The 19,187-nt window shown below is 72.8% G+C and carries 21 protein-coding genes and 1 tRNA gene; 19 read left to right on the top strand and 3 right to left on the bottom strand.

The genetic code is table 11. The features are described 5' to 3' along the window. Window positions 1–88 precede the first annotated feature (88 nt). The 16 genes from Cco03nite_RS34660 to Cco03nite_RS34585 all read left to right on the top strand — a co-directional run bounded on the left by Cco03nite_RS34660 (window position 89) and on the right by Cco03nite_RS34585 (window position 12,971). Window positions 89–619 carry an FtsB family cell division protein gene (locus Cco03nite_RS34660; RefSeq protein WP_239167901.1) on the top strand — a complete coding sequence of 177 codons (531 nt, stop codon included), beginning with the start codon at window positions 89–91 and terminating at the stop codon, window positions 617–619. A gap of 8 nt (window positions 620–627) precedes the next feature. Further along, on the top strand, window positions 628–1,146 hold the full coding sequence (locus Cco03nite_RS34655) for a DUF501 domain-containing protein (protein ID WP_203698115.1): 519 nt from the start codon (window positions 628–630) through the stop codon (window positions 1,144–1,146). After that, complete coding sequence (locus Cco03nite_RS34650) at window positions 1,139–1,642, top strand: amino-acid N-acetyltransferase (RefSeq protein WP_191840828.1); 504 nt, start codon at window positions 1,139–1,141, stop codon at window positions 1,640–1,642. Before Cco03nite_RS34655 ends, Cco03nite_RS34650 begins: the two co-directional genes overlap by 8 nt. Window positions 1,643–1,711: 69 nt before the next feature. After that, on the top strand, window positions 1,712–2,611 hold the full coding sequence (locus tag Cco03nite_RS34645) for a Ppx/GppA phosphatase family protein (protein WP_239167900.1): 900 nt from the start codon (window positions 1,712–1,714) through the stop codon (window positions 2,609–2,611). Between the two features lie 70 nt (window positions 2,612–2,681). Continuing rightward, window positions 2,682–3,005, top strand: coding sequence for a PadR family transcriptional regulator (locus Cco03nite_RS34640; protein WP_155374211.1), 324 nt, complete (start codon window positions 2,682–2,684; stop codon window positions 3,003–3,005). Window positions 3,006–3,069: 64 nt separating this feature from the next. After that, complete coding sequence (locus Cco03nite_RS34635; protein WP_203698114.1) at window positions 3,070–4,116, top strand: HAAS signaling domain-containing protein; 1,047 nt, start codon at window positions 3,070–3,072, stop codon at window positions 4,114–4,116. Between the two features lie 221 nt (window positions 4,117–4,337). Beyond that, entirely contained in the window at window positions 4,338–4,784 is a 447-nt protein-coding gene (locus Cco03nite_RS34630; protein ID WP_203698113.1) for an LppU/SCO3897 family protein, read from the top strand. Window positions 4,785–5,013: 229 nt separating this feature from the next. Beyond that, a complete protein-coding gene (locus tag Cco03nite_RS34625) occupies window positions 5,014–5,472 on the top strand; it encodes an LppU/SCO3897 family protein (protein ID WP_203698112.1) in 459 nt (152 codons plus the stop codon). A 175-nt stretch (window positions 5,473–5,647) separates the two neighbouring features. Beyond that, window positions 5,648–6,328, top strand: coding sequence for a dienelactone hydrolase family protein (locus Cco03nite_RS34620; protein ID WP_203698111.1), 681 nt, complete (start codon window positions 5,648–5,650; stop codon window positions 6,326–6,328). Beyond that, a complete protein-coding gene (locus Cco03nite_RS34615) occupies window positions 6,325–7,101 on the top strand; it encodes a uracil-DNA glycosylase (RefSeq protein ID WP_203698109.1) in 777 nt (258 codons plus the stop codon). Before Cco03nite_RS34620 ends, Cco03nite_RS34615 begins: the two co-directional genes overlap by 4 nt. Before the next feature lie 68 nt (window positions 7,102–7,169). Further along, complete coding sequence (locus tag Cco03nite_RS34610; RefSeq protein WP_203698107.1) at window positions 7,170–7,874, top strand: DUF4129 domain-containing protein; 705 nt, start codon at window positions 7,170–7,172, stop codon at window positions 7,872–7,874. A 64-nt stretch (window positions 7,875–7,938) separates the two neighbouring features. Then, on the top strand, window positions 7,939–8,556 hold the full coding sequence (locus Cco03nite_RS34605) for a hypothetical protein (RefSeq protein ID WP_203698105.1): 618 nt from the start codon (window positions 7,939–7,941) through the stop codon (window positions 8,554–8,556). A 2-nt stretch (window positions 8,557–8,558) separates the two neighbouring features. After that, complete coding sequence (locus Cco03nite_RS34600; RefSeq protein WP_203698103.1) at window positions 8,559–9,632, top strand: AAA family ATPase; 1,074 nt, start codon at window positions 8,559–8,561, stop codon at window positions 9,630–9,632. Window position 9,633: 1 nt separating this feature from the next. Beyond that, a complete protein-coding gene (locus Cco03nite_RS34595) occupies window positions 9,634–11,019 on the top strand; it encodes a DUF58 domain-containing protein (protein ID WP_203698101.1) in 1,386 nt (461 codons plus the stop codon). Further along, window positions 11,016–11,561, top strand: coding sequence for a hypothetical protein (locus tag Cco03nite_RS34590; protein ID WP_203698100.1), 546 nt, complete (start codon window positions 11,016–11,018; stop codon window positions 11,559–11,561). The genes Cco03nite_RS34595 and Cco03nite_RS34590 overlap by 4 nt, the downstream gene beginning before the upstream one ends. Window positions 11,562–11,645: 84 nt before the next feature. Further along, on the top strand, window positions 11,646–12,971 hold the full coding sequence (locus Cco03nite_RS34585) for an NAD(P)/FAD-dependent oxidoreductase (protein WP_203698099.1): 1,326 nt from the start codon (window positions 11,646–11,648) through the stop codon (window positions 12,969–12,971). A gap of 51 nt (window positions 12,972–13,022) precedes the next feature. Here Cco03nite_RS34585 and Cco03nite_RS34580 read toward each other — a convergent pair whose 3' ends face one another. After that, window positions 13,023–14,846, bottom strand: coding sequence for a DUF6311 domain-containing protein (locus tag Cco03nite_RS34580; protein WP_239167899.1), 1,824 nt, complete (start codon window positions 14,844–14,846; stop codon window positions 13,023–13,025). A gap of 136 nt (window positions 14,847–14,982) precedes the next feature. On the opposite strand from Cco03nite_RS34580, the gene Cco03nite_RS34575 reads away from it, so the two are divergent. The 3 genes from Cco03nite_RS34575 (at window position 14,983) to Cco03nite_RS34565 (ending at window position 16,773) form a co-directional block, all read left to right on the top strand. Beyond that, window positions 14,983–15,066 (top strand) — tRNA-Leu (locus tag Cco03nite_RS34575). Between the two features lie 521 nt (window positions 15,067–15,587). Further along, window positions 15,588–16,385 (top strand): Bax inhibitor-1/YccA family protein, encoded by a 798-nt coding sequence (locus tag Cco03nite_RS34570; protein WP_203698098.1) that lies wholly within the window; start codon window positions 15,588–15,590, stop codon window positions 16,383–16,385. A 91-nt stretch (window positions 16,386–16,476) separates the two neighbouring features. Next, window positions 16,477–16,773, top strand: a complete 297-nt coding sequence (locus Cco03nite_RS34565) for a hypothetical protein (RefSeq protein WP_203698097.1) — start codon at window positions 16,477–16,479, stop codon at window positions 16,771–16,773. Window positions 16,774–16,845: 72 nt separating this feature from the next. On the opposite strand, the gene Cco03nite_RS34560 is transcribed toward Cco03nite_RS34565, so the two are convergent. Next, window positions 16,846–18,093: an acetyl-CoA C-acetyltransferase gene (locus Cco03nite_RS34560; RefSeq protein ID WP_203698096.1), complete on the bottom strand. Its 1,248-nt coding sequence runs from the start codon at window positions 18,091–18,093 to the stop codon at window positions 16,846–16,848. Between the two features lie 181 nt (window positions 18,094–18,274). Beyond that, window positions 18,275–19,078, bottom strand: coding sequence for an SGNH/GDSL hydrolase family protein (locus tag Cco03nite_RS34555; RefSeq protein WP_203698095.1), 804 nt, complete (start codon window positions 19,076–19,078; stop codon window positions 18,275–18,277). Window positions 19,079–19,187 lie beyond the last annotated feature (109 nt).

Here is a 19,187-nt window from a genome sequence, read left to right as displayed (position 1 = left end):
ATGCTCCACGCCGGACGTGGAAGGAGCTTCGATCATCGCGCAGGGGGGAGGGGTGATGCAGCGGCGACAGCCTGGAGGACAGGGGCCGGTGCGCCGCCCCCAGGGCGGCGCCCGGGGCAGCGCCCGCGGCACCGCCTCCGTGCGCACCCGGGAGGGCGAGCGCTCGCAGAGCCGTCCCGCCGCCGCCCGCCGCGCCGCCGCCGCCGGAGCGGCCAAACGCACCAGCGCCCCCAACCCGCACGGCCTCACCGGCCGGGCCACCGCGCTGCTGGTGATCCTCGCGGCGCTGGCGCTGGGCTACGCCTACCCGGTGCGCGTCTACCTCACCCAGCTCGCCGAGATCGATGCGATGCGGCAGTCGCAGCTGGAGCAGCAGGAGCGCATCGCGGGGCTGGAGCGCCAGGCCGAGAAGTGGAAGGACGACGAGTACATCAAGGCTCAGGTCCGCCGCCGCTTCTTCTGGGTCTCCCCGGGGCAGACCCCGCTGATCCCGATCTGGGACCCGGACGGCAAGACCGACCAGGACCAGACCCCGAAACCGCCGCCGCCCGCCGAGCCCGACAGCTGGTACGGCAAGCTCTGGACCCGCCTGGACCCGGAGCCGGAGCAGAAGAACTAGGAGCACCCATGGATCGCGACCTCGTGCCGGCGCCGACGCGGCAGGAGGCGACCGAGTCCGATCTCGCCGCGGTCCGCGCCCAGCTCGGCCGCCCCACGCGCGGCACCCGGGCGGTGGCGCACCGCTGCCCGTGCGGCAAGCCCGACGTGGTGGAGACGGTGCCCCGGCTGCCCGACGGCACTCCGTTCCCGACGCTGTTCTACCTGACCTGCCCGCGGGCGACCGCGGAGTGCAGCCGGCTGGAGTCGGCCGGGCTGATGAAGGAGATGAACGAGCAGCTGCGCACCGATCCGGAGCTGCGCGCCGCGTACCTGAAGGCGCACGAGGACTACCTGACCCGCCGCGAGGCGATCGGGAACGTGCCGGAGATCGAGAACGTCTCCGCGGGCGGCATGCCCGACCGGGTCAAGTGCCTGCACGTGCACCTGGGCCACGCGCTGGCCGCCGGCCCGGGGGTGAACCCGTTCGGCGACGAGGTGATCGCGCTGGTCGAGCCGTGGTGGACGGCGGGTCCCTGCGTTGAGTGAGCTGACCGTACGCAAGGCCCGCACCGCCGACGTGCGCGGCATCCGCCGCCTGATCGACACCTACAGCGGTGAGCGCCGGCTGCTGAGCAAGGCCACCGTCGCGATATACGAGGACGTGCCGGAGTTCCGGGTGGCCGTCGACGACGACGGCGCGGTCGTCGGCTGCGGCGCGCTGCACGTGCTCTGGGAGGACCTGGCCGAGATCCGCACCGTCGCCGTGGACGCGACCTGGCGCGGCCGCCGCGTCGGCCACCAGATCGTCGAAGCCCTCCTCGACGACGCCCGCGAGCTCGGCGTACGCCGCGTCTTCGTGCTGACCTTCGAGACCCGCTTCTTCGCCTCCTTCGGCTTCACCGAGATCGACGGCGCCCCCGTCCCCCCACCCGTCTACGAGCAGCTCCTCCGCTCCTACGACGAAGGCGTAGCCGAATTCCTCGGCCTCGAACGCGTCAAACCCAACACCCTCGGCAACACCCGCATGCTCCTCCACTTGTGAAAGGAAGGGCACCTTCACATCGTTATACGTAGTGGAAGGTGCCCTTCTTAACGGCTGTAGGGTGGTGACGTGGGAGATGCCGTCGCCGCGATCGACTGTGGCACCAACTCGATCCGCCTGCTGATCACCGCCGACGGCCGCGACGTCGAACGCCTGATGCGCATCGTGCGCCTGGGCGCGGGCGTGGACCGCACCGGCCGCCTCGACCCGGCAGCGATCGAGCGCACCCGGGTCGCGCTGACCGAGTACCGCGGGCTCATCGAGTCGCACGGGGTGAGCCGCATCCGCATGGTCGCCACCAGCGCCACCCGCGACGCGGCGAACGCGGCGGACTTCCACGACATGGTGCGCGCCACGCTCGGGCAGCCGGCCGAGGTCATCACCGGCACCGAGGAGGCCGCGCTGTCCTTCGGGGGCGCGGTCAGCGGGCTGGACGGCAGCGGGCCGTACCTGGTGGTGGACATCGGCGGCGGCTCGACCGAGTTCGTCCGGGGCCACCGTACGGTGGACAGCTCGATCAGCATGGACATCGGCTGCGTACGCATGACCGAACGTCACCTGCCCACCGATCCGCCTACATCCGCGCAGCTCGACGCGGCCACCGCCGACATCGACGCCGCCGTGGCGCGGGCGCTGGCCCACGTGGGCACCGGCCCGGCCACGCTGGTCGGGGTGGCGGGCACGGTCACCACGCTGGCCGGCATCGCGCTGGGCCTGGACCGCTACGACCCGGCCCGGATCCACCACTCGGTGCTGCCCGCCGTGACGATCGAGCGGCTGGCCGCGGAGCTGTCCGCGATGGACCACGGCACGCGGGCGGCGATCCCGGTGATGCACCCGGGCCGGGTAGACGTGATCATCGCGGGTGGGCTGATCCTGCGAGAGATCATGCGGCAGACCGGCTTCGACGAGATCGTCGTCTCCGAACACGACATCCTCGACGGCATCGCCGCCTCCATCCACGACTGACCAGCACATTACGCGCCACGAGGTAGTCCGCTGCTTGCGGTACTGTGCATAGCGAACTACTGTGCTGAGCGTGGATACCACCCAACTGCTCAAGGGGGTCCTCGACCTGGCCGTGCTCGCCGTGCTGCGCGACGACGACGGCTACGGGTACGACATCCTCCGCCGCCTGCGCACCGCCGGGCTGACCGAGATCGGCGACGCCTCCGTCTACGGCACCCTGCGCCGGCTGTTCGCGGCCGGCTACCTCACCACGTACGTGGTGCCTTCCGAGGAGGGCCCGCACCGCAAGTACTACGCGCTCAACCCGGCCGGCCGCACCCAGCTCAAGCAGGGCGGCGACGTCTGGCGCGAGTTCGCCTCCACGATGAACACCCTGCTGAGGGAGCCGGCATGAGCGAGTTCTACGAGCGAGTCATGAGTCTGGGTCATGCCGACGACGAGCGCAGCGAGGAGAGGGCATGAGCGAGCAAGTCGAGATCGCACAGTATGCGGCGCAGGTCGGCGCGGCCCTGGCTGATCTGCCCGAGCAGGCACGCAACGACCTGCTCGAGGACCTGCCGGCGCACCTGGCCGAGGTGGCGGCGGAGATCGAGGCCGAGGGCGGTGGCGCGACGCTGACCGAGCGGCTCGGGCCGCCCAGCGCGTACGCCGCCGAACTGCGCGCGACGCTGGGCCACACGGGGGGTCCCAGCCGGACGTTCGCCTGGGCCGGGCGGGCCGTGTCCCGCGTGCGGGCGCGCTGGTCGGGGCTGGACCGCCGGCTCGGCCCGGTCATCGGGTACGCGCGCCTCGGCGAGTTCCTGGCGCTGCTGCGCCCGGCCTGGTGGGTCGTGCGCGGCTGGCTGGCCGCGATGCTGGTGGCGCAGCTGTGGCGGGACGGCGACGGGCTGGGCCTGCTGCCGCGCTTCGAGGGCAGCACCGTGCTCGGCCTGCTGGTGCTGGCCGTGTTCGTGATCGGCTCGATCTGGCTCGGCCGGCGCACCGCGGCGGCTCCGCCCACCCGTCGCCGGGATCGGGTGGCGCTGGGCGCGGTGACGGCGGTGGTGGCGGTGTTCGGGCTGGGGCTGTGGGTCGCGGCGGACGACCGCCTGATGGGTTCGTTCTGGCGGGAGTCGTCGCCGACGTCCTGGGCACCCGACCCGTATCAGCAGGTCAACGACATCTTCGTGCTCGGCCCGGACGGCCAGATCATCCAGGGCGCGCGCCTGGTCGACCAGGACGGCAGCCCGATCGTGCTCGGCTACTGCGCGCAGCGTTTCGGCTGGGAGGGCCCCAACGGAGGTGGCCGGGGCTGGGAGTGGCGGGTCGTCTACCCGTCCTGCCCCGACCTCACCGCGCCGCAGCTGCCCTGGGTGGCGGTGTCGCCGGAGCCGCTGCCGTGGCAGACGCCGGCCGCCGGCGTCCCGTCGGCCGGACCGTCGCCGTCGGGCACCCCGTCCCCGGCCGTGACCCCCTCGGTCACCCCGTCGGGAACTCCCGCACCGCTGCCGAGCCCCAGCCGGTGAGAGCGGGCGCGCCTCGGCGGGACAGCGGACGGCAACGCAGCTGAACGACCAGGACGGCCCGCACGATGTGGCTCGTGCGGGCCGTCCTTTCGGTCGGGACTGCGGCCGGTGCCGTCCGGCGGGCTGCGGGAACCGCCGGACGGCGCGGCGACGGGTCGGCGGAGAGCGGGCGGCCACGACAGAATGACCGCACCACCACCCCTCGATCACGAAGGTTCCCCATGTACGAGCAGCCCGGCCAGCAGGCGCCGTCGTCCCACTACGCCGTTCCGACGCCCCCGCGCCGCAAGACCGGTAAGACCATCGCCATCGTCATCGCCGCTGTGCTGCTGCTGTGCTGCTGCGGGGGTGGACTGGTGCTCGCCGTGAAGCCGGACGCGGTCAGCGGCTTCTTCAAGGACATCGTCGAGGCCGTCGAGAGCAACGTGGCGAACGCGAAGGTCGGCGACTGCGTCAACTCCTTCGCCGACGTGAACGACGCGCGGGTGGTGGACTGCACCTCGGCGGAGGCGGCGAACCGGGTCGCCGGGGTCCTGCCGGACAAGACCGAGACCGAGTTCAATGCCGACAGCGCCTGCGACCCGTACCCCACGACGGAGTCCGCGATCTGGATCGGCCGCAAGGGCGGCCGGGGCAGCGTGTGGTGCCTGGAGCCGGTCAAGAAGTGAGCGGCCCGCGTCACGGACCAGGATCCGTCATCGCTGAACGGTGGAGCACGCGCCGCTGAACCGGCGGCGCTGCCTGGCCGTACGTACCGCATGCCGAGGGTGCCCGTCAACCGGGTCGCGAAGATTCACAGCCAACGCTAAGGTAACGCCGTCTCCGTGACCTTGCGTGAGATTCCCGCCCCGGCCGCGACCCGATCCGGACGAGGGCACCCCTCGGAAGGAATGTGCAATGAGCGAGCAGGAAGCTGCTGCGGCGCCCGCCGCCGCGGGTTCGCAGTTCACCCCCGCTGTGCCGGAGGCCGTCGAGCCGCCGAAGAAGTCCGGTGGAGCGATCAAGAAGGTGCTCGGCCTGGTGGTCGTCGCCGCCGTCGTCATCGCCGTCAAGGTCGGCCTGGGCGCCGGGCTGGGCGAGCTGTGGGACAACATCACCGGTAGCGTGACCACGGCCAGCGTGGGCGACTGCGTCAACGAGTTCCAGGACGTGGACGACGCCAAGGTCGTCGACTGCGCCGACCCGGCGGCGAAGAACAAGGTCGTCGGCCTGGTCGAGGACAAGTTCACCAAGACCGCCTTCAGCGCGCAGATGGCCGTGGGCAACCCGTGCAGCGCGTTCCCCACCGCCATCGCCGCCATCTGGTACGGCACCGGCACCGGCACCGGCGACGTCTGGTGCCTGGCTGCCAAGTGAGCTGAGCTCGCGTCCGCTATATCACTTCTGCGGCGGCGTGGTGAGTTACGACCATAAGTCGTAACTTTCGCCACGCCGCCGTCGTCTTCCCCGGTACCGTCCGGTGTGGTTGGCTACCCGGAACGCCACGACTGTGCGACCAGCCAATGACGACTGACCGTCAGGAGGACGACCAATGGGTGAAATGGTGGATTACCCCAGCAACGGGGGGACCAGTGAGGGCTACCTCGCGCTGCCCAGGAGCGGCAGCGGACCCGCGGTCATCGTGATCCAGGAGTGGTGGGGGCTGGTCCCGCACATCATCTCGCTGGCCGACCGGTTCGCCGAGGCCGGGTTCGTGGCGCTCGCGCCCGACCTGTACCACGGCGCGCACACCACCGAGCCCGACGAGGCCGGCAAGCTGATGATGGGCCTGGCCATGGACCAGGCCGCGAAGGACATCGCCGGCGCCGCGTCGTACCTGGCCGGACGCCCGGAGACCACCGGCGGCGTGGGCGCGGTGGGCTTCTGCATGGGCGGCAGCCTCGCCCTGTGGTCGGCCACGGTCAGCGACGAGATCACGGCCGCGGTCGGCTTCTACCCGGCGCTGCCGTGGGAGCGGATGGCCCCGCAGTGGTCGAACTACCAGGGCAAGACCGCGATGATCCACTGCAGCGAGGAGGACGGCACCTCCGCCGCTCCCGGCATCAAGACCGCCCGCGCCGCCATCGAGGAGGCCGGCGGCACCTGCATCGTGCACGACTACCCCGGCACCCACCACGCGTTCGTCAACGACGACCGGCCCGAGGTGTACAACGCCTCGGCGGCGGCCAGCGCCTGGGCGCGCACGGTGGAGCTGCTGCGCACCAAGCTGTGACCTCGGCCGACGGCTCGTCCCGGCGGCCCGCCGGGACGGCCGGCACCCCGTCCTCGCGCGCGGCCGAGCTGGCCGCGCTCGACGAGGAGGTCTCCCGCTGCCGCCGCTGCCCCCGGCTGGTGGCGTGGCGGGAGGAGGTCGCCGCGACCAAGCGGGCCGCGTTCCGCGACGAGGTGTACTGGGGCCGCCCGGTCCCCGGCTTCGGCGCGGCCGACGCCCGCATCCTCATCCTCGGGCTGGCCCCGGCGGCGCACGGCGGCAACCGCACCGGGCGCATCTTCACCGGTGACCGCAGCGGTGACGTGCTGTTCGCCGCGCTGCACCGGGCGGGCCTGGCCAACCAGCCCACCAGCGTGTCCCGCGACGACGGGCTGCACCTGACCGACGTCCGCATCGCCGCGGCGGTGCGCTGCGCGCCCCCGGACAACAAGCCGACGCCGGTCGAGCGCGACACCTGCGCCCCCTGGCTGCACCGCGAGGTCACGCTGCTGCGGCCGACTCTGCGGGTGGTGATCGCGCTCGGCGCGTTCGCGTGGGCGGCGTGGTGGCCTACGCTGTCCACGGTGTACGGCGTCAAGCCGCCGGTGCCGCGTCCGAAGTTCGGGCACGGGGCCGTCTTCCTCCCGGAGGGCGGCGCCGCCAGCTCGTCGCGGGGACCGGCGCTGCTCGGCTCGTACCACGTCAGCCAGCAGAACACCTTTACCGGGCGGCTCACACCCGCCATGCTGGACGACGTGCTGAGCCAGGCCCGGCACCTCGCCGGCCTCGACTGAGTCGACCTCGACCGCGTCGGGCCGCGACCTGACGCCGCCGGGCAGAAGCGAAAATCGGAGCGGGGAACATGGGAGCGTTGCGTCGCTGGTGGCCGTTGCTGGCCGTGGCCGCGCTGCTGATGCTCGCGGCCGCGACGGCCTCGGTCTCGGTCCTGCCGATCGGCCGGGCCGCGCCGGAGCAGTCCGCGTCGCCGAACCCCACCCCGACCGCCTCGCCGTCGCCGCGCACCCCCACCCCGTCGCCGTCCGCGCCGCCGGAGGAGGCCGCCGACACCGGCTGGCTGGGCGTCGTCGGGCTGGTCGTGCTCCTCGCCATCGGCGCGGCCGTGCTGGTGGTGCTGCTCAAGGCCGCCGCGAAGTCCACCACGAAGTTCCGCCGCCGGGCCATCCGGGAGAAGCCGCCGGTGCGCATCGCGCAGCTGACCGACGAGGAGGAGGTCGTCGCGGCACTGGACGCGGGCCTGCTCGACCTCGACGACGACGCCGCCGATCCGCGTACCGCCGTCATCGCCTGCTGGGTGCGCCTGGAGCAGGCGGCCGCCGCCGCGGGCGTGCCGCGCCTGCCCGACGACACCGCCACCGACCTGGTCGTACGCATGCTGCACCGCCGCCGCCTGGACGCCGGGGTGCTCAACGGCTTCGCCGACGTGTACCGCCGCGCCCGCTACGCCACCCACCGCGTCGACGACGACATGCGCCTGCAGGCCAGGGCCTCCCTGCACCGCCTGCGCGACGAACTGACCGCCGCCACCCGCGGTGAGGTGAAGGCATGAGCGAGCTTCGCGAGCGAATCATGAGCTCCGGGTATGCCCTCGACGAGCGCAGCGAGGAGGGGGCATGACCGAGCGCAGCGAGCATGACGACTACGTGGACGGTGACGTCGACGAGGGTGCGACCCTGGGTGACCTGCTCGGCGGGTTCAGCCGGCCGGAAGGCCCCGTCGCGGCGCGCCCGCCCCGGCCGAAGGCGACCCGCTGGCTGAGCCTGCTCGGCTTCGCGATCGCCTGGACCGCCGCCGGCTGGCTCACCCTGCAGGTGTTCAGCCTGACCATGCCGCTGCCGCTGGTCTTCGCGGTGGCGCTGACCGTGGTGGGGGTGTGGCGGATGGCCCGCTCCCTCAAGGCCCCGCTACCGCCCCGGCGCGCGGGCCGGGCCGTCGCCGACGACCAGTCCGAGGTCACCGACGGCCTGCGGCTGGCGGTGGCCCGCTGGGAGACCATCCTGGAGTGGAGCCACACCGACGCCGCCCGCTTCCAGCGCCGGGTGCAGCCGCGCCTGGCCGAGGTGGTCGACGAGCGGCTGCGCCAGCGCCACGGCGTGAACCGCGCGACCGAGCCCGAACGCGCGCGTAGGCTGCTCGGTGATCCGCTCTGGACGCTCCTCACGGTGCCGGCCAAGCGCCCGCCCAGCCCTCGCGAACTCGATGTGATCGTCAATGCCTTGGAGAAACTGTGAGCATGCAACCGATCCCCGCCGCTGAGGTGGGCCGTCTCGCCCAGCAGGTGCTCGACCGGGTCGGCACCGTGATGGTGGGCAAGCGGGATTCGCTGGAGCTGGTGCTGGCGGGCATCCTCGCCGGGGGCCACGTGCTGCTGGAGGACCTGCCCGGTCTGGGCAAGACGCTGACCGCGCGCACCTTCGCCCAGGCGCTGGGCCTGGACTTCCGCCGCCTGCAGTTCACCCCCGACCTGCTGCCCGCGGACGTGACCGGCTCGTTCCTGTACGACCAGCGCACCCACGACTTCACCTTCCGGGCCGGCCCGGTCTTCACGAACCTGCTGCTCGCCGACGAGATCAACCGCACGCCGCCGAAGACGCAGGCGGCGCTGCTGGAGGCGATGCAGGAGAAGCAGGTCTCCGTCGAGGGCGTGACGTACCGCCTGGAGGCCCCGTTCCACGTGCTGGCCACCGCCAACCCGATCGAGTACGAGGGCACCTACCCGCTGCCCGAGGCGCAGCTGGACCGCTTCATGCTGCGCGTGTCGTTCGGCTACCCGGAGGCCGACGAGGAGCTGAACGTGCTCCGCCGGCGCATGGTCCGCCGCCAGGAGGAGTCCGAGGTCGAGCCGGTCGTCGACGCGGCCACCCTGCTGCGCATGCAGGCCGGGCTGGAGCAGATCGAGGTCGAGGACTCCATCTGCCGCTACCTGGTGTCGCTGGCCGCGGCCACCCGCGAGCACCCGGCGGTGCTGGTCGGCTCGTCGCCGCGCGGCTCGCTGGCGCTGCTGCTGCTGTCCCGGGCCCGTGCCGCACTGGCCGGGCGCGACTACGTCATCCCGGAGGACGTGAAGGCGGTCGCGCTGCCCGCGCTGGCGCACCGGATCACGCTGCGGCCGGAGATGTGGCTCAAGCGCATCGACCCCGTCTCGGTGGTGGCCGAGGTGCTCGCCGCGACGCCGGCCCCGGTCAGCGGCGCGCTGCCGAGCCACGCCGCGGCCCCGGGCCGCCAGCCGGCCCCCGGGCGGCGGCTGGCGGAGTTAGAGGACGAGCTGCTGGACCCGCCGTACCGGTCGACCGGGCTGCGAGGCTGAGATGTCCCAGGGAGCCTCCCCCGAGGGCGACCTGGAGCCCGTCGCGTCCACCGACACCGGCGAGAACTGGGCGCCCACCCGGGCGCTGGGCCGGGCGGTGCTGGTGGCCGGACTGCTGCTGGTCGCCGCCGTGCTGCTGGGCCGTACCGACCTGGTGATCCTCGCCGCGCCGCTGGCGCTGAGCGTGGCGTTCGCCCTGGCCAAGCGGCCGCGGACGCTGCCGGGGCTGCGGCTGTCGACGGTCGAGTCGTTCCCGGTCGAGGGCGGTGACCTCGGCGCGACCGTCGAGGTGGAGAACCGCGACATCACCGGGTACGACCTGACGGTGGTGCACCTGCAGCACTCGCCCTGGCTGCGGCTGGAGGGCGGGGCCGCCGACGCGGGCCCGTCCCGGCGCGGCGGCAACCGCCCGTACGTGACCCTGGTGCCCCGGGGCGTGGCGACTGCCGTCGAGCTGGCCGGCCCCGCGGTGCGTTGGGGGCGGCACTGGCTGGGCCCGGCGTCGGCGCACGCGGTCGCCGCGGACGGGCTGCTGGTCAGCCGGGCCGTGGTCACCGGCGCGCTGGGCGTGAAGGTGTACCCGCTGACCGACCCGTTCAAGGCCGACGAGGCGATGCCCCGGGCGGCCGGCCTGGTCGGCCAGCACCGCTCACGGCGGCCCGGCGAGGGCGGCGAGCTGGCGGGCGTACGCCAGTTCGGGCCCGGTGACCGGCTGCGCCGCGTCGACTGGCGGGTCTCGCTGCGCACCGAGCGGCTGCACGTGGCGGCGACGCTGTCCGACCGTGACGCCGAGGTGGTGGTCCTGCTGGACCTGCTGGCCGACGCGGGCCGCTCCGGCGGCATCGGCGGCGCGTCCTCGGTGCTGGACCGCTCCGTCCGCGCGGCGGCGGCGATCGCCGAGCACTACCTGCACCGCGGCGACCGCGTCTCGGTGCTCGAGTACGGCGCGCAGGCCCGCCGCCTGCGCCCGGCCAGTGGCCGGCGGCAGTACCTGACGGTGCTGGAGTGGCTGCTGGACGCCCACCCGAGCCCGACCGCGCAGGAGCGGGGCGGCGCGCAGCTCGCGGCGGGCATCTCCGCGGCGGCGCTGGTCGTCGTGCTGACCCCGCTGCTGGACGCCCGGTCGGCGTCGATGCTGGCCGGCCTGGCCCGCTCGGGGCGCTTCGTGGTCGCCGTGGACACGCTGCCCACCGACCTGGTCTCGCCGCCCGTGAACACCTGGAGCGACGTGTCGTACCGGCTGTGGAAGGCCGAACGAGAGAACACCATGGGCCAGCTCGCCGAGCACGGGGTGCCGGTGGTCGCCTGGGCCGGCGCGGGCAGCCTCGACGCCGTGCTGCGGGACGTGTCCCGGCTGGCCGCGGCCCCGAAGGCGGTGCTGCGGTGAAGCAGCTGCTCAGTCAGGTCCGCGACCTGGGCCGGATCACCGGCGGTCCGCTGCTGGTGCGCGGGGTGGTCTTCGTGGCGGCGTTCACCGGCCTGCTGCTGGCCGCGCCGGGCGGGCTGCCCGCGCGGATGATGCTCGCTTTCCTGGCGCTGGCCGCCGTGCCCGCGCTCGCCCCGGGCGGGGTGGTGGTGACCCTGGTGATGCTGGCCACGGTCGGGATGTGGCTCGTCGACACGGTGCTGTTCCTGGCCGAGCCGTCGACCGGGCGGCTGCTGGGCACCGCCGTGGCTCTCTACCTGCTGCACAACGCGGCGGCGCTGGCGGCGGTGCTGCCGTACGACGCGATCGTGGACAACCAGGTGCTGCTGCGCTGGGCGGTGCGCTCGGGGCTGGTGCTGGCCGCGGCCGGGGCGCTCACGGTGCTGCTGGTGACGGTGCTGCCCGGCATGTACATCACCACCCCCACGGTGGCGCTGGTGGTCGGCCTGGCCGTCGTGGCGGTGGCCGTGGCGCTGCTCACTCGGCTGGGCAGGCGGCCCTGATCAGGACGGCGTGACGGCCGTCGCTGTTCGGGATCACAGGTATCGGCGCTGATCAGAGCGATGCCGCAGCGGTAGCGTGAATGCGTGAAGCCTGTACGGATCCTGGTGGTGGGCGCCGGCCACGTCGGCCTCTACGCCGCCCTGCGCCTGTCCAGCAAGTTGCGCTCGACCGAGGCCGAGGTCACGGTCGTCGACCCGCAGCCGCACATGACGTACCAGCCGTTCCTCCCCGAGGCCGCGGCCGGCAACATCTCCCCCCGGCACACCGTCGTGCCGCTGCGCCGGGAGCTGCGCGACTGCAACATCGTCCACGGGGCGGTGACGAAGGTCGAGCACTCCCGCAAGGTCGCCACGGTGCAGCCGGTGGTGGGCCCGTCCCGGGAGATCCCGTACGACCACATCATCGTCGCGCCCGGCAGCGTCTCCCGGACCCTGCCCATCCCGGGCCTGCGCGAGCACGCGGTCGGCTTCAAGACCATCGGTGAGGCCATCTGGCTGCGCAACCACGTGCTGGAATGCCTGGACATCGCCGCCGCCACCACCGACCCGCAGACGCGGGCGCGCGCCCTGACCTTCGTGGTCGTCGGCGCGGGCTTCGCCGGGGTCGAGGCGCTGGGCGAGATGGAGGACATGGCCCGCGACGCGCTGCGCTACTACCCGGAGCTCAAGGCCGACGACATGCACTGGGTGCTGGTCGAGGCCACCCAGCGGGTGCTGCCCGAGGTCGGGCCGCAGATGGGCGCGTACACGGTCGAGGCGCTGCTCAAGCGCAACATGGACCTGCGTCTGGGCACCCGGCTGGAGTCCTGCGTCGACGGCGTGGTGAAGCTGTCCGACGGCGGCGAGTTCGCCGCGGACACCATCGTGTGGACCGCCGGCGTCAAGGCGCACCCGATGATCGCCGCGACCGACCTGCCCCGCAACGCGCAGGGCAAGCTCACCTGCGACCCGACGCTGCGGGTCGTCGACGGGGACTCGCTCGTCGAGGGCGCGTGGAGCGCGGGCGACTGCGCCGCGGTGCCCGACCTGACCGCCGCCGCCGGTGAGATGTGCTCGCCGAGCGCGCAGCACGCGGTTCGCCAGGCGCGCCTGCTGGCCGACAACCTGATCGCCACCGTGCGCGGCAAGGGCATCCGGGAGTACCGGCACAAGCACGTCGGCTCGGTGGCCAGCCTCGGCCTGCACAAGGGCGTCGCGCACGTGTACGGCTTCAAGGCCAAGGGCTGGGTCGCCTGGTTCATGCACCGCACGTACCACATGAGCCGCATCCCGTCGCTGAACCGCAAGGTCCGCGTGATCGCCGACTGGACCCTGGCCCTGTTCCTGAAGCGCGAAGTCGTCTCCCTAGGCGCCCTCCACCAGCCCATGGACCCCTTCGCCCAAGTAACCCAACCCACCCAACAGCCCTAACCGGCTTTCTCGCACAGGAAGGGCCCGCCTGCCGGGCGGTGGGCGGGGCGGTCACCAGGTGCGGGGCCAGTAGAGGACGCCGCCGGAGGGGGTGCCGGGGCCGAGGAGGGCTTCCAGGGCGCGCTGGAGTTCGGCGTGGCGGGGGTGTCCGGGGGACAGGACGACGCATGCGGCGTTCCACTTGGTCAGGTCCTTGCGGGCGTCCAGGCGGTGGTCGTCGTTGATCGGGGGCACGATGCCGGTGCGGGCCACCTCGGACAGCACCCAGGACGTGGTCCGCTTGCCGATGCCCATGGTCGCCTTGCCGTTCGACCCGTGCGGGCCGATGAAGAAGCCCTCGGGCAGGGCGAACGCGGTCAGCGCCGCGGTGGCGTACCGCATCGGCTGGGGTTGTTCCGGGGTCGGCAGCGGCACCGGCACGATGACGTCGCCGTCGGTGGCACACTGCCGCCACAGGCCGTCGGCGAAGAACGCCGGCACCGCGGCCCGGTCGGCGGTCGGCAGCGGGGTCGGGAACAGCGGCAGCAGCGCCGCGGCGACCAGCGCCGGGACGGCGATCCGTACGCCGCGCTGCGCCGACTGCCCGGCCCGCCGCAGCGCCAGCACCAGCAGCACGGCGAGCAGCGGGATCGCGGCCAGCGCGAAGCGCATCGGCAGCGCGCCGTCGACCACGGGCAGGTGCATGAGCAGCCGGTACGGGCCCGGCAGCGGGGTGCGCTCGCCGTGCAGCATGACCTGCGGGCCGAGCGCCAGCGAGCACATGACCAGCGCGCCCACGCCGCAGGCCGCCGCGAGGGCGTCCCGCCGCTGCCAGACCAGCAGCCCCAGCGACAGCAGCACCAGCGGCCAGCCCAGGAACGTGTTGTACTCGGCCGGCCCGGTGGTCAGCTTCGCCGCCGCCTCGTCGCCGGCCGCCGTCAGCGGTGAGAACGCGGTGAACCCGGCCAGGTCGGCGGAGAAGTAGAAGGGGCTGAACACCCCGTCGGAGACCGACTGCGGGCCCTTGAACTGGACCCAGAGCGGATAGGCCAGCAGCGCCACGGCGACCGCGACGGCGATGGACAGCCCGGCGGCGAAGCGGGCCAGCACGGCGCGCGGCGGCCGGACCATCGCCACGTACGCCACGGTCACCACGGCCAGCGCGAGCGCGGTGAGGAACAGGGTCTCCTCGCCGATGAACACCTGCAGGCTGACCAGTACGCCGAAGAGCGCGCCGCAGCCGACGACCCGGCGGGGCCGGGCGGTGCCGGAGCGGGCCGCGCGGGCCAGCTCGACGACGCACCACAGCATCGGCGGGATCAGCCACTGCGCGGTCATGTGCAGGTGGCTGTTGGACTGCGAGACCATGCCCGGGGCGAAGCCGCAGAACGCCGCGCCGACGGCGGCCGCGATCCGGTTCGCGCCCAGCGTGCGGTGCAGCAGCAGGTACCAGGCGAGCGCGGTGCCGGCCAGGTTGAGTGCGACCAGCAGCGCGAACGTGGTGGCCGCGCCGTACGCGGCGGTGACCGGGGCGAGCAGGCCGCCGAGCAGGATGACCGTGGTGTTGGCGAGCAGGTTCACCCCGTACGGGGCGTTCAGGCGGTCGGTGACCAGAGAGAAGTCGCCGCTCCACAGCATGGTGTCGTGGGCGAGGAACCACTCGTAGAGGATCTGGTCGGGCGGGTTCAGGGCGAGCGTGCGGGTTTCCGGGTCGGGCCAGAGCCCGAGGGTGAGCCATCCGGCCAGGGCGAGGAAGGCCAGGCCCACCAGGACGTCGCGCGCCCACTCGTGCCGGCGGCTGGGCCGCCCCGCCGCGGACGCGTCCGCACCACCCCGTTGGCCAGGCAGTTCGGCGTCTTTCGGGGCGGTGGTGAGGGCGGGCGCGGTGCTCGTCACGCGCTTGACCCTAGCGCTTCACGTGCGTCCGTGGCCGATCGGCCGCTGTGCTCATGTTCTCCGGATAGTGACAACGGGCGTGCTTCGGGCCGGGACGAACCGCTACCGTGTCAGGGCACGGCAACGTGCGTAACGCGCCCGGGTGGTGGAACGGCAGACACGGTTGCCTTAAAAGCGACTGCCGAAAGGCGTGCGGGTTCGAGTCCCGCCCCGGGCACCAGCAGGTTGTGCGGTGGTCGCCGCGGGTGTGTCGAATGGCGTTTTCCGCGGTCCGGCAGGCAACGCGCGAATGGCGCGGCGAAAAGCTCCGGAAATAGTGACGCGCTCCGATCGCCTGCCACGGGGGAAGCGGGCGATTGGAGCGCGTTGTGGACGAGCATAGCGAGCACCCGACGGTCTGTCACCCCCTGGTTGCCTGCTTTTCGTTCCGAATTTCACGAGGTGCGGTAACGGTCGATGGACCCCCTGTCGCGGCGCGAATTCGCAGGCTTTTCATAAGGTTTCATTAAGGATCGGGCGTGGTGAATTCTTCGGGGCGCTCCGGTCCAGTCGCGGCCGCATCCGCGCGCTGGCGGCCGGGGAGTGCCGCCCGCCCGAGGTGACCTCGGACACCACGGAGCATGCCTGCGGTTCGCCGGCCGTGGCCGCGGCCTGCCGAAGGCGCGAGAATCGTGATCTCCGCAGGTGCGCCGATCCGCTACTCTGTCCGCACATTCCCTGTGGAGGAGGCGAGAACCCGCTGTGAAGAGTTCCAACCCGGTGCTCAGCCGCATCAGCGCGGCCGCGCAGCAGCCCCGGTACTCGGTGCCGGGCCAGGGCTACCCGGCGGACTATCCGGCGGGCGGCTACCCGGAGGTCGTCCAGTCCGGACACGTCGACCGGATGAGCATCGACGACGTGGTCGTCAAGACCGTGACGCTGATCGCGCTGACGGCGATCTCCGCGGCGATCTCCGCGGCCGTCGTGCCGTGGGAGGTGCTGTCGCCGGTCTGGTACACCTCGATGTTCGTCGGGGTGGCGATCGGCCTCGTCATCTCGTTCGCCCAGGTCACCAACCCCATCGTGATCAGCTCGTACGCCGTGGTCGAGGGCGTGTTCCTCGGTGTGGTGAGCAAGCTCTACAACCACCTCTTCGAGGGCATCGTCACGCAGGCGGTCGTCGCCACGCTCGGCGTCTTCTTCATCATGGCCGCGCTGTACAAGTTCAAGATCGTGCGGGCCACCCCGAAGTTCCTGAAGGTGGTCATCGGAGCCGCGGCCGGTCTGGGCATCGTCATCCTGGTCAACTTCGTGATCAGCATGATCACCGGCGCGGCGGGCCCGCTGCGTGACGGCGGCAGCATCGCGATCATCTTCAGCCTGGTCTGCATCGTGGTCGCGGCGCTGATGTTCGTCGTCAACTTCAAGCAGATCGAGGACGGCATCGCCGCCGGCCTGCCGCGCAAGTACGGCTGGCTGGGCGCGTTCGGCATCCTCGTCGAGCTGATCTGGCTCTACCTGGAGATCCTGCGCCTGATCTCGTACTTCTCGGAAGACTGACGGTGCGCCCCGAACGGGGCGCACCCGACCACCGCCGCTCCGGGGACGCCCCGGGGCGGCGGTCGGTTTTCCGGCCCGGGACAATCGCGGGGTGAGCATCGAGCAGCTGACGCGCGCCGTCGACCTCCTGGCCAACCAGGTCGGACACTGGACCCCCGCGCGCTGGCGCGACCAGGGCGACCAGGTGCACAAGCTGGTCCAGCGCCTCGCCGACCAGGCCGCGGACCTCGCCGGCGCCCCGCGCCGCGACGTGCCCCGGCTGTCCGATCTGGCCCTGCCCGACCAGCTGAAGGTCGTGGCCGCCGACCTCGCCGCCGCCGCCCCGCCGCCCGAACTCACCACAGCCGCAGCCGAGGAGATCGCCGCCCTCCGCCACACCCTCACCTGAACAAAGGAAGGGCACCTTCACAACGCTCCGCGTTGTAGAAGGTGCCCTTCTTAACGGCTCTACGCCGGTGGGTCAGCTGAGGCGTTCGATGATCATCGCCATGCCCTGGCCGCCGCCCACGCACATGGTCTCCAGGCCGATGCTCTTGTCGTGCCACTGCAGGTTGTTGATCAGCGTGCCGGTGATGCGGGCGCCGGTCATGCCGAACGGGTGGCCGACGGCGATCGCCCCGCCCATCACGTTCACCTTCTCCAGCGGCAGGCCCAGCTCCCGGTACGACGGGATGACCTGCGCGGCGAAGGCCTCGTTGATCTCGGCCAGGTCGATGTCGTCGATGGTCATGCCGGCCCGCTTGAGCGCCTGCCGGGTCGCCTCGACCGGGCCGATGCCCATGATCTCGGGGCTCATCGCGGTCACGCCGGTGGAGATGATCCGCGCCAGCGGGTTGAGGCCCAGCTCGCGGGCCCGGCTACCGCTCATGATCACGACTGCGGCGGCGCCGTCGTTGAGCGGGCAGCAGTTGCCCGCGGTGATCCGGCCGTCGGGGCGGAACACCGGCTTGAGCCCGGCGGTGCCCTCCAGCGTCACTCCGGCGCGGGGGCCGTCGTCCTGGCTGACCACGGTGCCGTCGGGCAGGGTCACCGGGGTGATCTCGCGGGCCCAGAAGCCGTCCCTGATCGCCTGCTCGGCGAGGTTCTGCGACCGTACGCCGAAAGCGTCCATGTCCTCGCGGGTCACCCCGTGGACCTGGGCCAGGTTCTCGGCGGTCTGGCCCATCGTCAGGTAGATGTCGGGCAGCTCGCCGGTCTCGCGCGGGTCGGTCCAGACCGGCGTCCCGGCCCCGGCGCGTTGCGCGGAGCGGGCCTGGGCCGCCTCGAAGCGCGGGTTGTTCCAGCTCCCGCCGACGGCCGCGGCGGCGTCCGGGGGCAGCCAGTCCGAGTTGCCGCGGGCGTAGCGCGAGACCATCTCGACGCCCGCCGAGATGAACACGTCGCCCTCGCCGGCCTTGATCGCGTGGAACGCCATCCGGCTGGTCTGCAGCGACGACGCGCAGTACCGGGTGACCGTGGCGGCGGGCAGCGAGTCGAGGCCCAGCAGGGTGGAGACCACCTTGCCCATGTTGAAGCCCTGCTCGCCACCGGGCAGGCCGCAGCCCAGGTAGAGATCGTCGATCTCGGCCGGGTCCAGGCCCGGGATCTTGTCCAGGGCGGCCTGGATGATGGTGGCGGTGAGGTCGTCCGCGCGCAGGTCCTTCAGGGAGCCCTTGCCGGCCCGGCCGATGGGGGACCGGGCGGTGGCGACGATGACAGCATCTGACATGAACGAACGTTAACTCGCCGGTAACTTGCCCCACCAGACCGGGTGAGAAAGTCATCAGCCCCGCCCGCGCCGCATGATCGTTCGACTTGCCTGGCAGGTGGGCGAAAGAGCGCTCAAGATACGCCCACCTGCCTGCAAGTCGGCCGATCTTGACGCGCGCCCGCGCCCGCGCAGGGTCGGGTCAGGGCAGGCGGGGGGTGACTCCGGCGGCGTGGGCGACGGCCGGGAGCAGGGCGTACGCCCACACCCGGTAACCGTCCGCGGAAGGGTGGTAGCGATCGGCCGACAGCGTGTTCGGGTCGGCGCGGAACACCGGCCCCGTCTCGGCGGCCAGGTCGACCACGGCGCCCCCGGCCGCGTGCACCGCGCGCACCTGCGCCCGCGCCACCCGGCGGCCCAGGAAGCCGACGACCTGGCGCAGCGGCGGCGCGATGGCGCGGGCCGCGCCCAGGTCGGGGCAGGTGCCCACGACGACCTCGACCCCGGCCTCACGCAGCCGGCGCACCGCCGCGCCCAGGTACGCCGCCGCGTCGGACGGGCGGCGCAGCGTGATCGCGTCGTTGCCGCCGACCAGGATCACCGCGACGTCGGGACGGTCGCCGAGCAGGCAGCGCGCCACCTGGGTGGCCAGGTCCGACGAGCGGGACCCGGCGACGCCCACGCTGGACAGCGCCACAGCCTGCACCGGGCCGCCCTTGCCGGACTCGCCGCCGGACAGCAGCGCGGCCAGCTGGCCGCCCACGGTGTCGGCGACCCGGTCCACGCCCACACCGAGCGCCGCGGAGTCGCCGAGCATGACCAGCCGCAGCGGGGCGGCGGTGTCCGCGCCCACGGTGGTGCGCAGCGCGAGGCCCAGCCCCGGCTTGGCGTACCGGCGGCTGCGGGCCACCACCGCCTCGGCCGCGAGCAGCGCCGCACCGCCCACCGTCCCGGCGATGAGCGTGATCGCGGCGGCCTTCCCGATCCTCCGTGCCACCGAACTCATGCCCGCTCCTCGCTCCGCTCGTCGCAGGCATGTCCGAGCCCGCTGATTCGCTCGCAAAGCTCGCTCATGCCCGCTCCTCGCTCCGCTCGTCGCAGGCATGTCCGAGCCC

Source organism: Catellatospora coxensis, assembly GCF_016862635.1.
Taxonomy (GTDB): Bacteria; Actinomycetota; Actinomycetes; order Mycobacteriales; family Micromonosporaceae; genus Catellatospora; species Catellatospora coxensis.
Note: the sequence above shows the minus strand (reverse complement) of the source record. Positions and strands in the feature narration are given on the sequence as shown.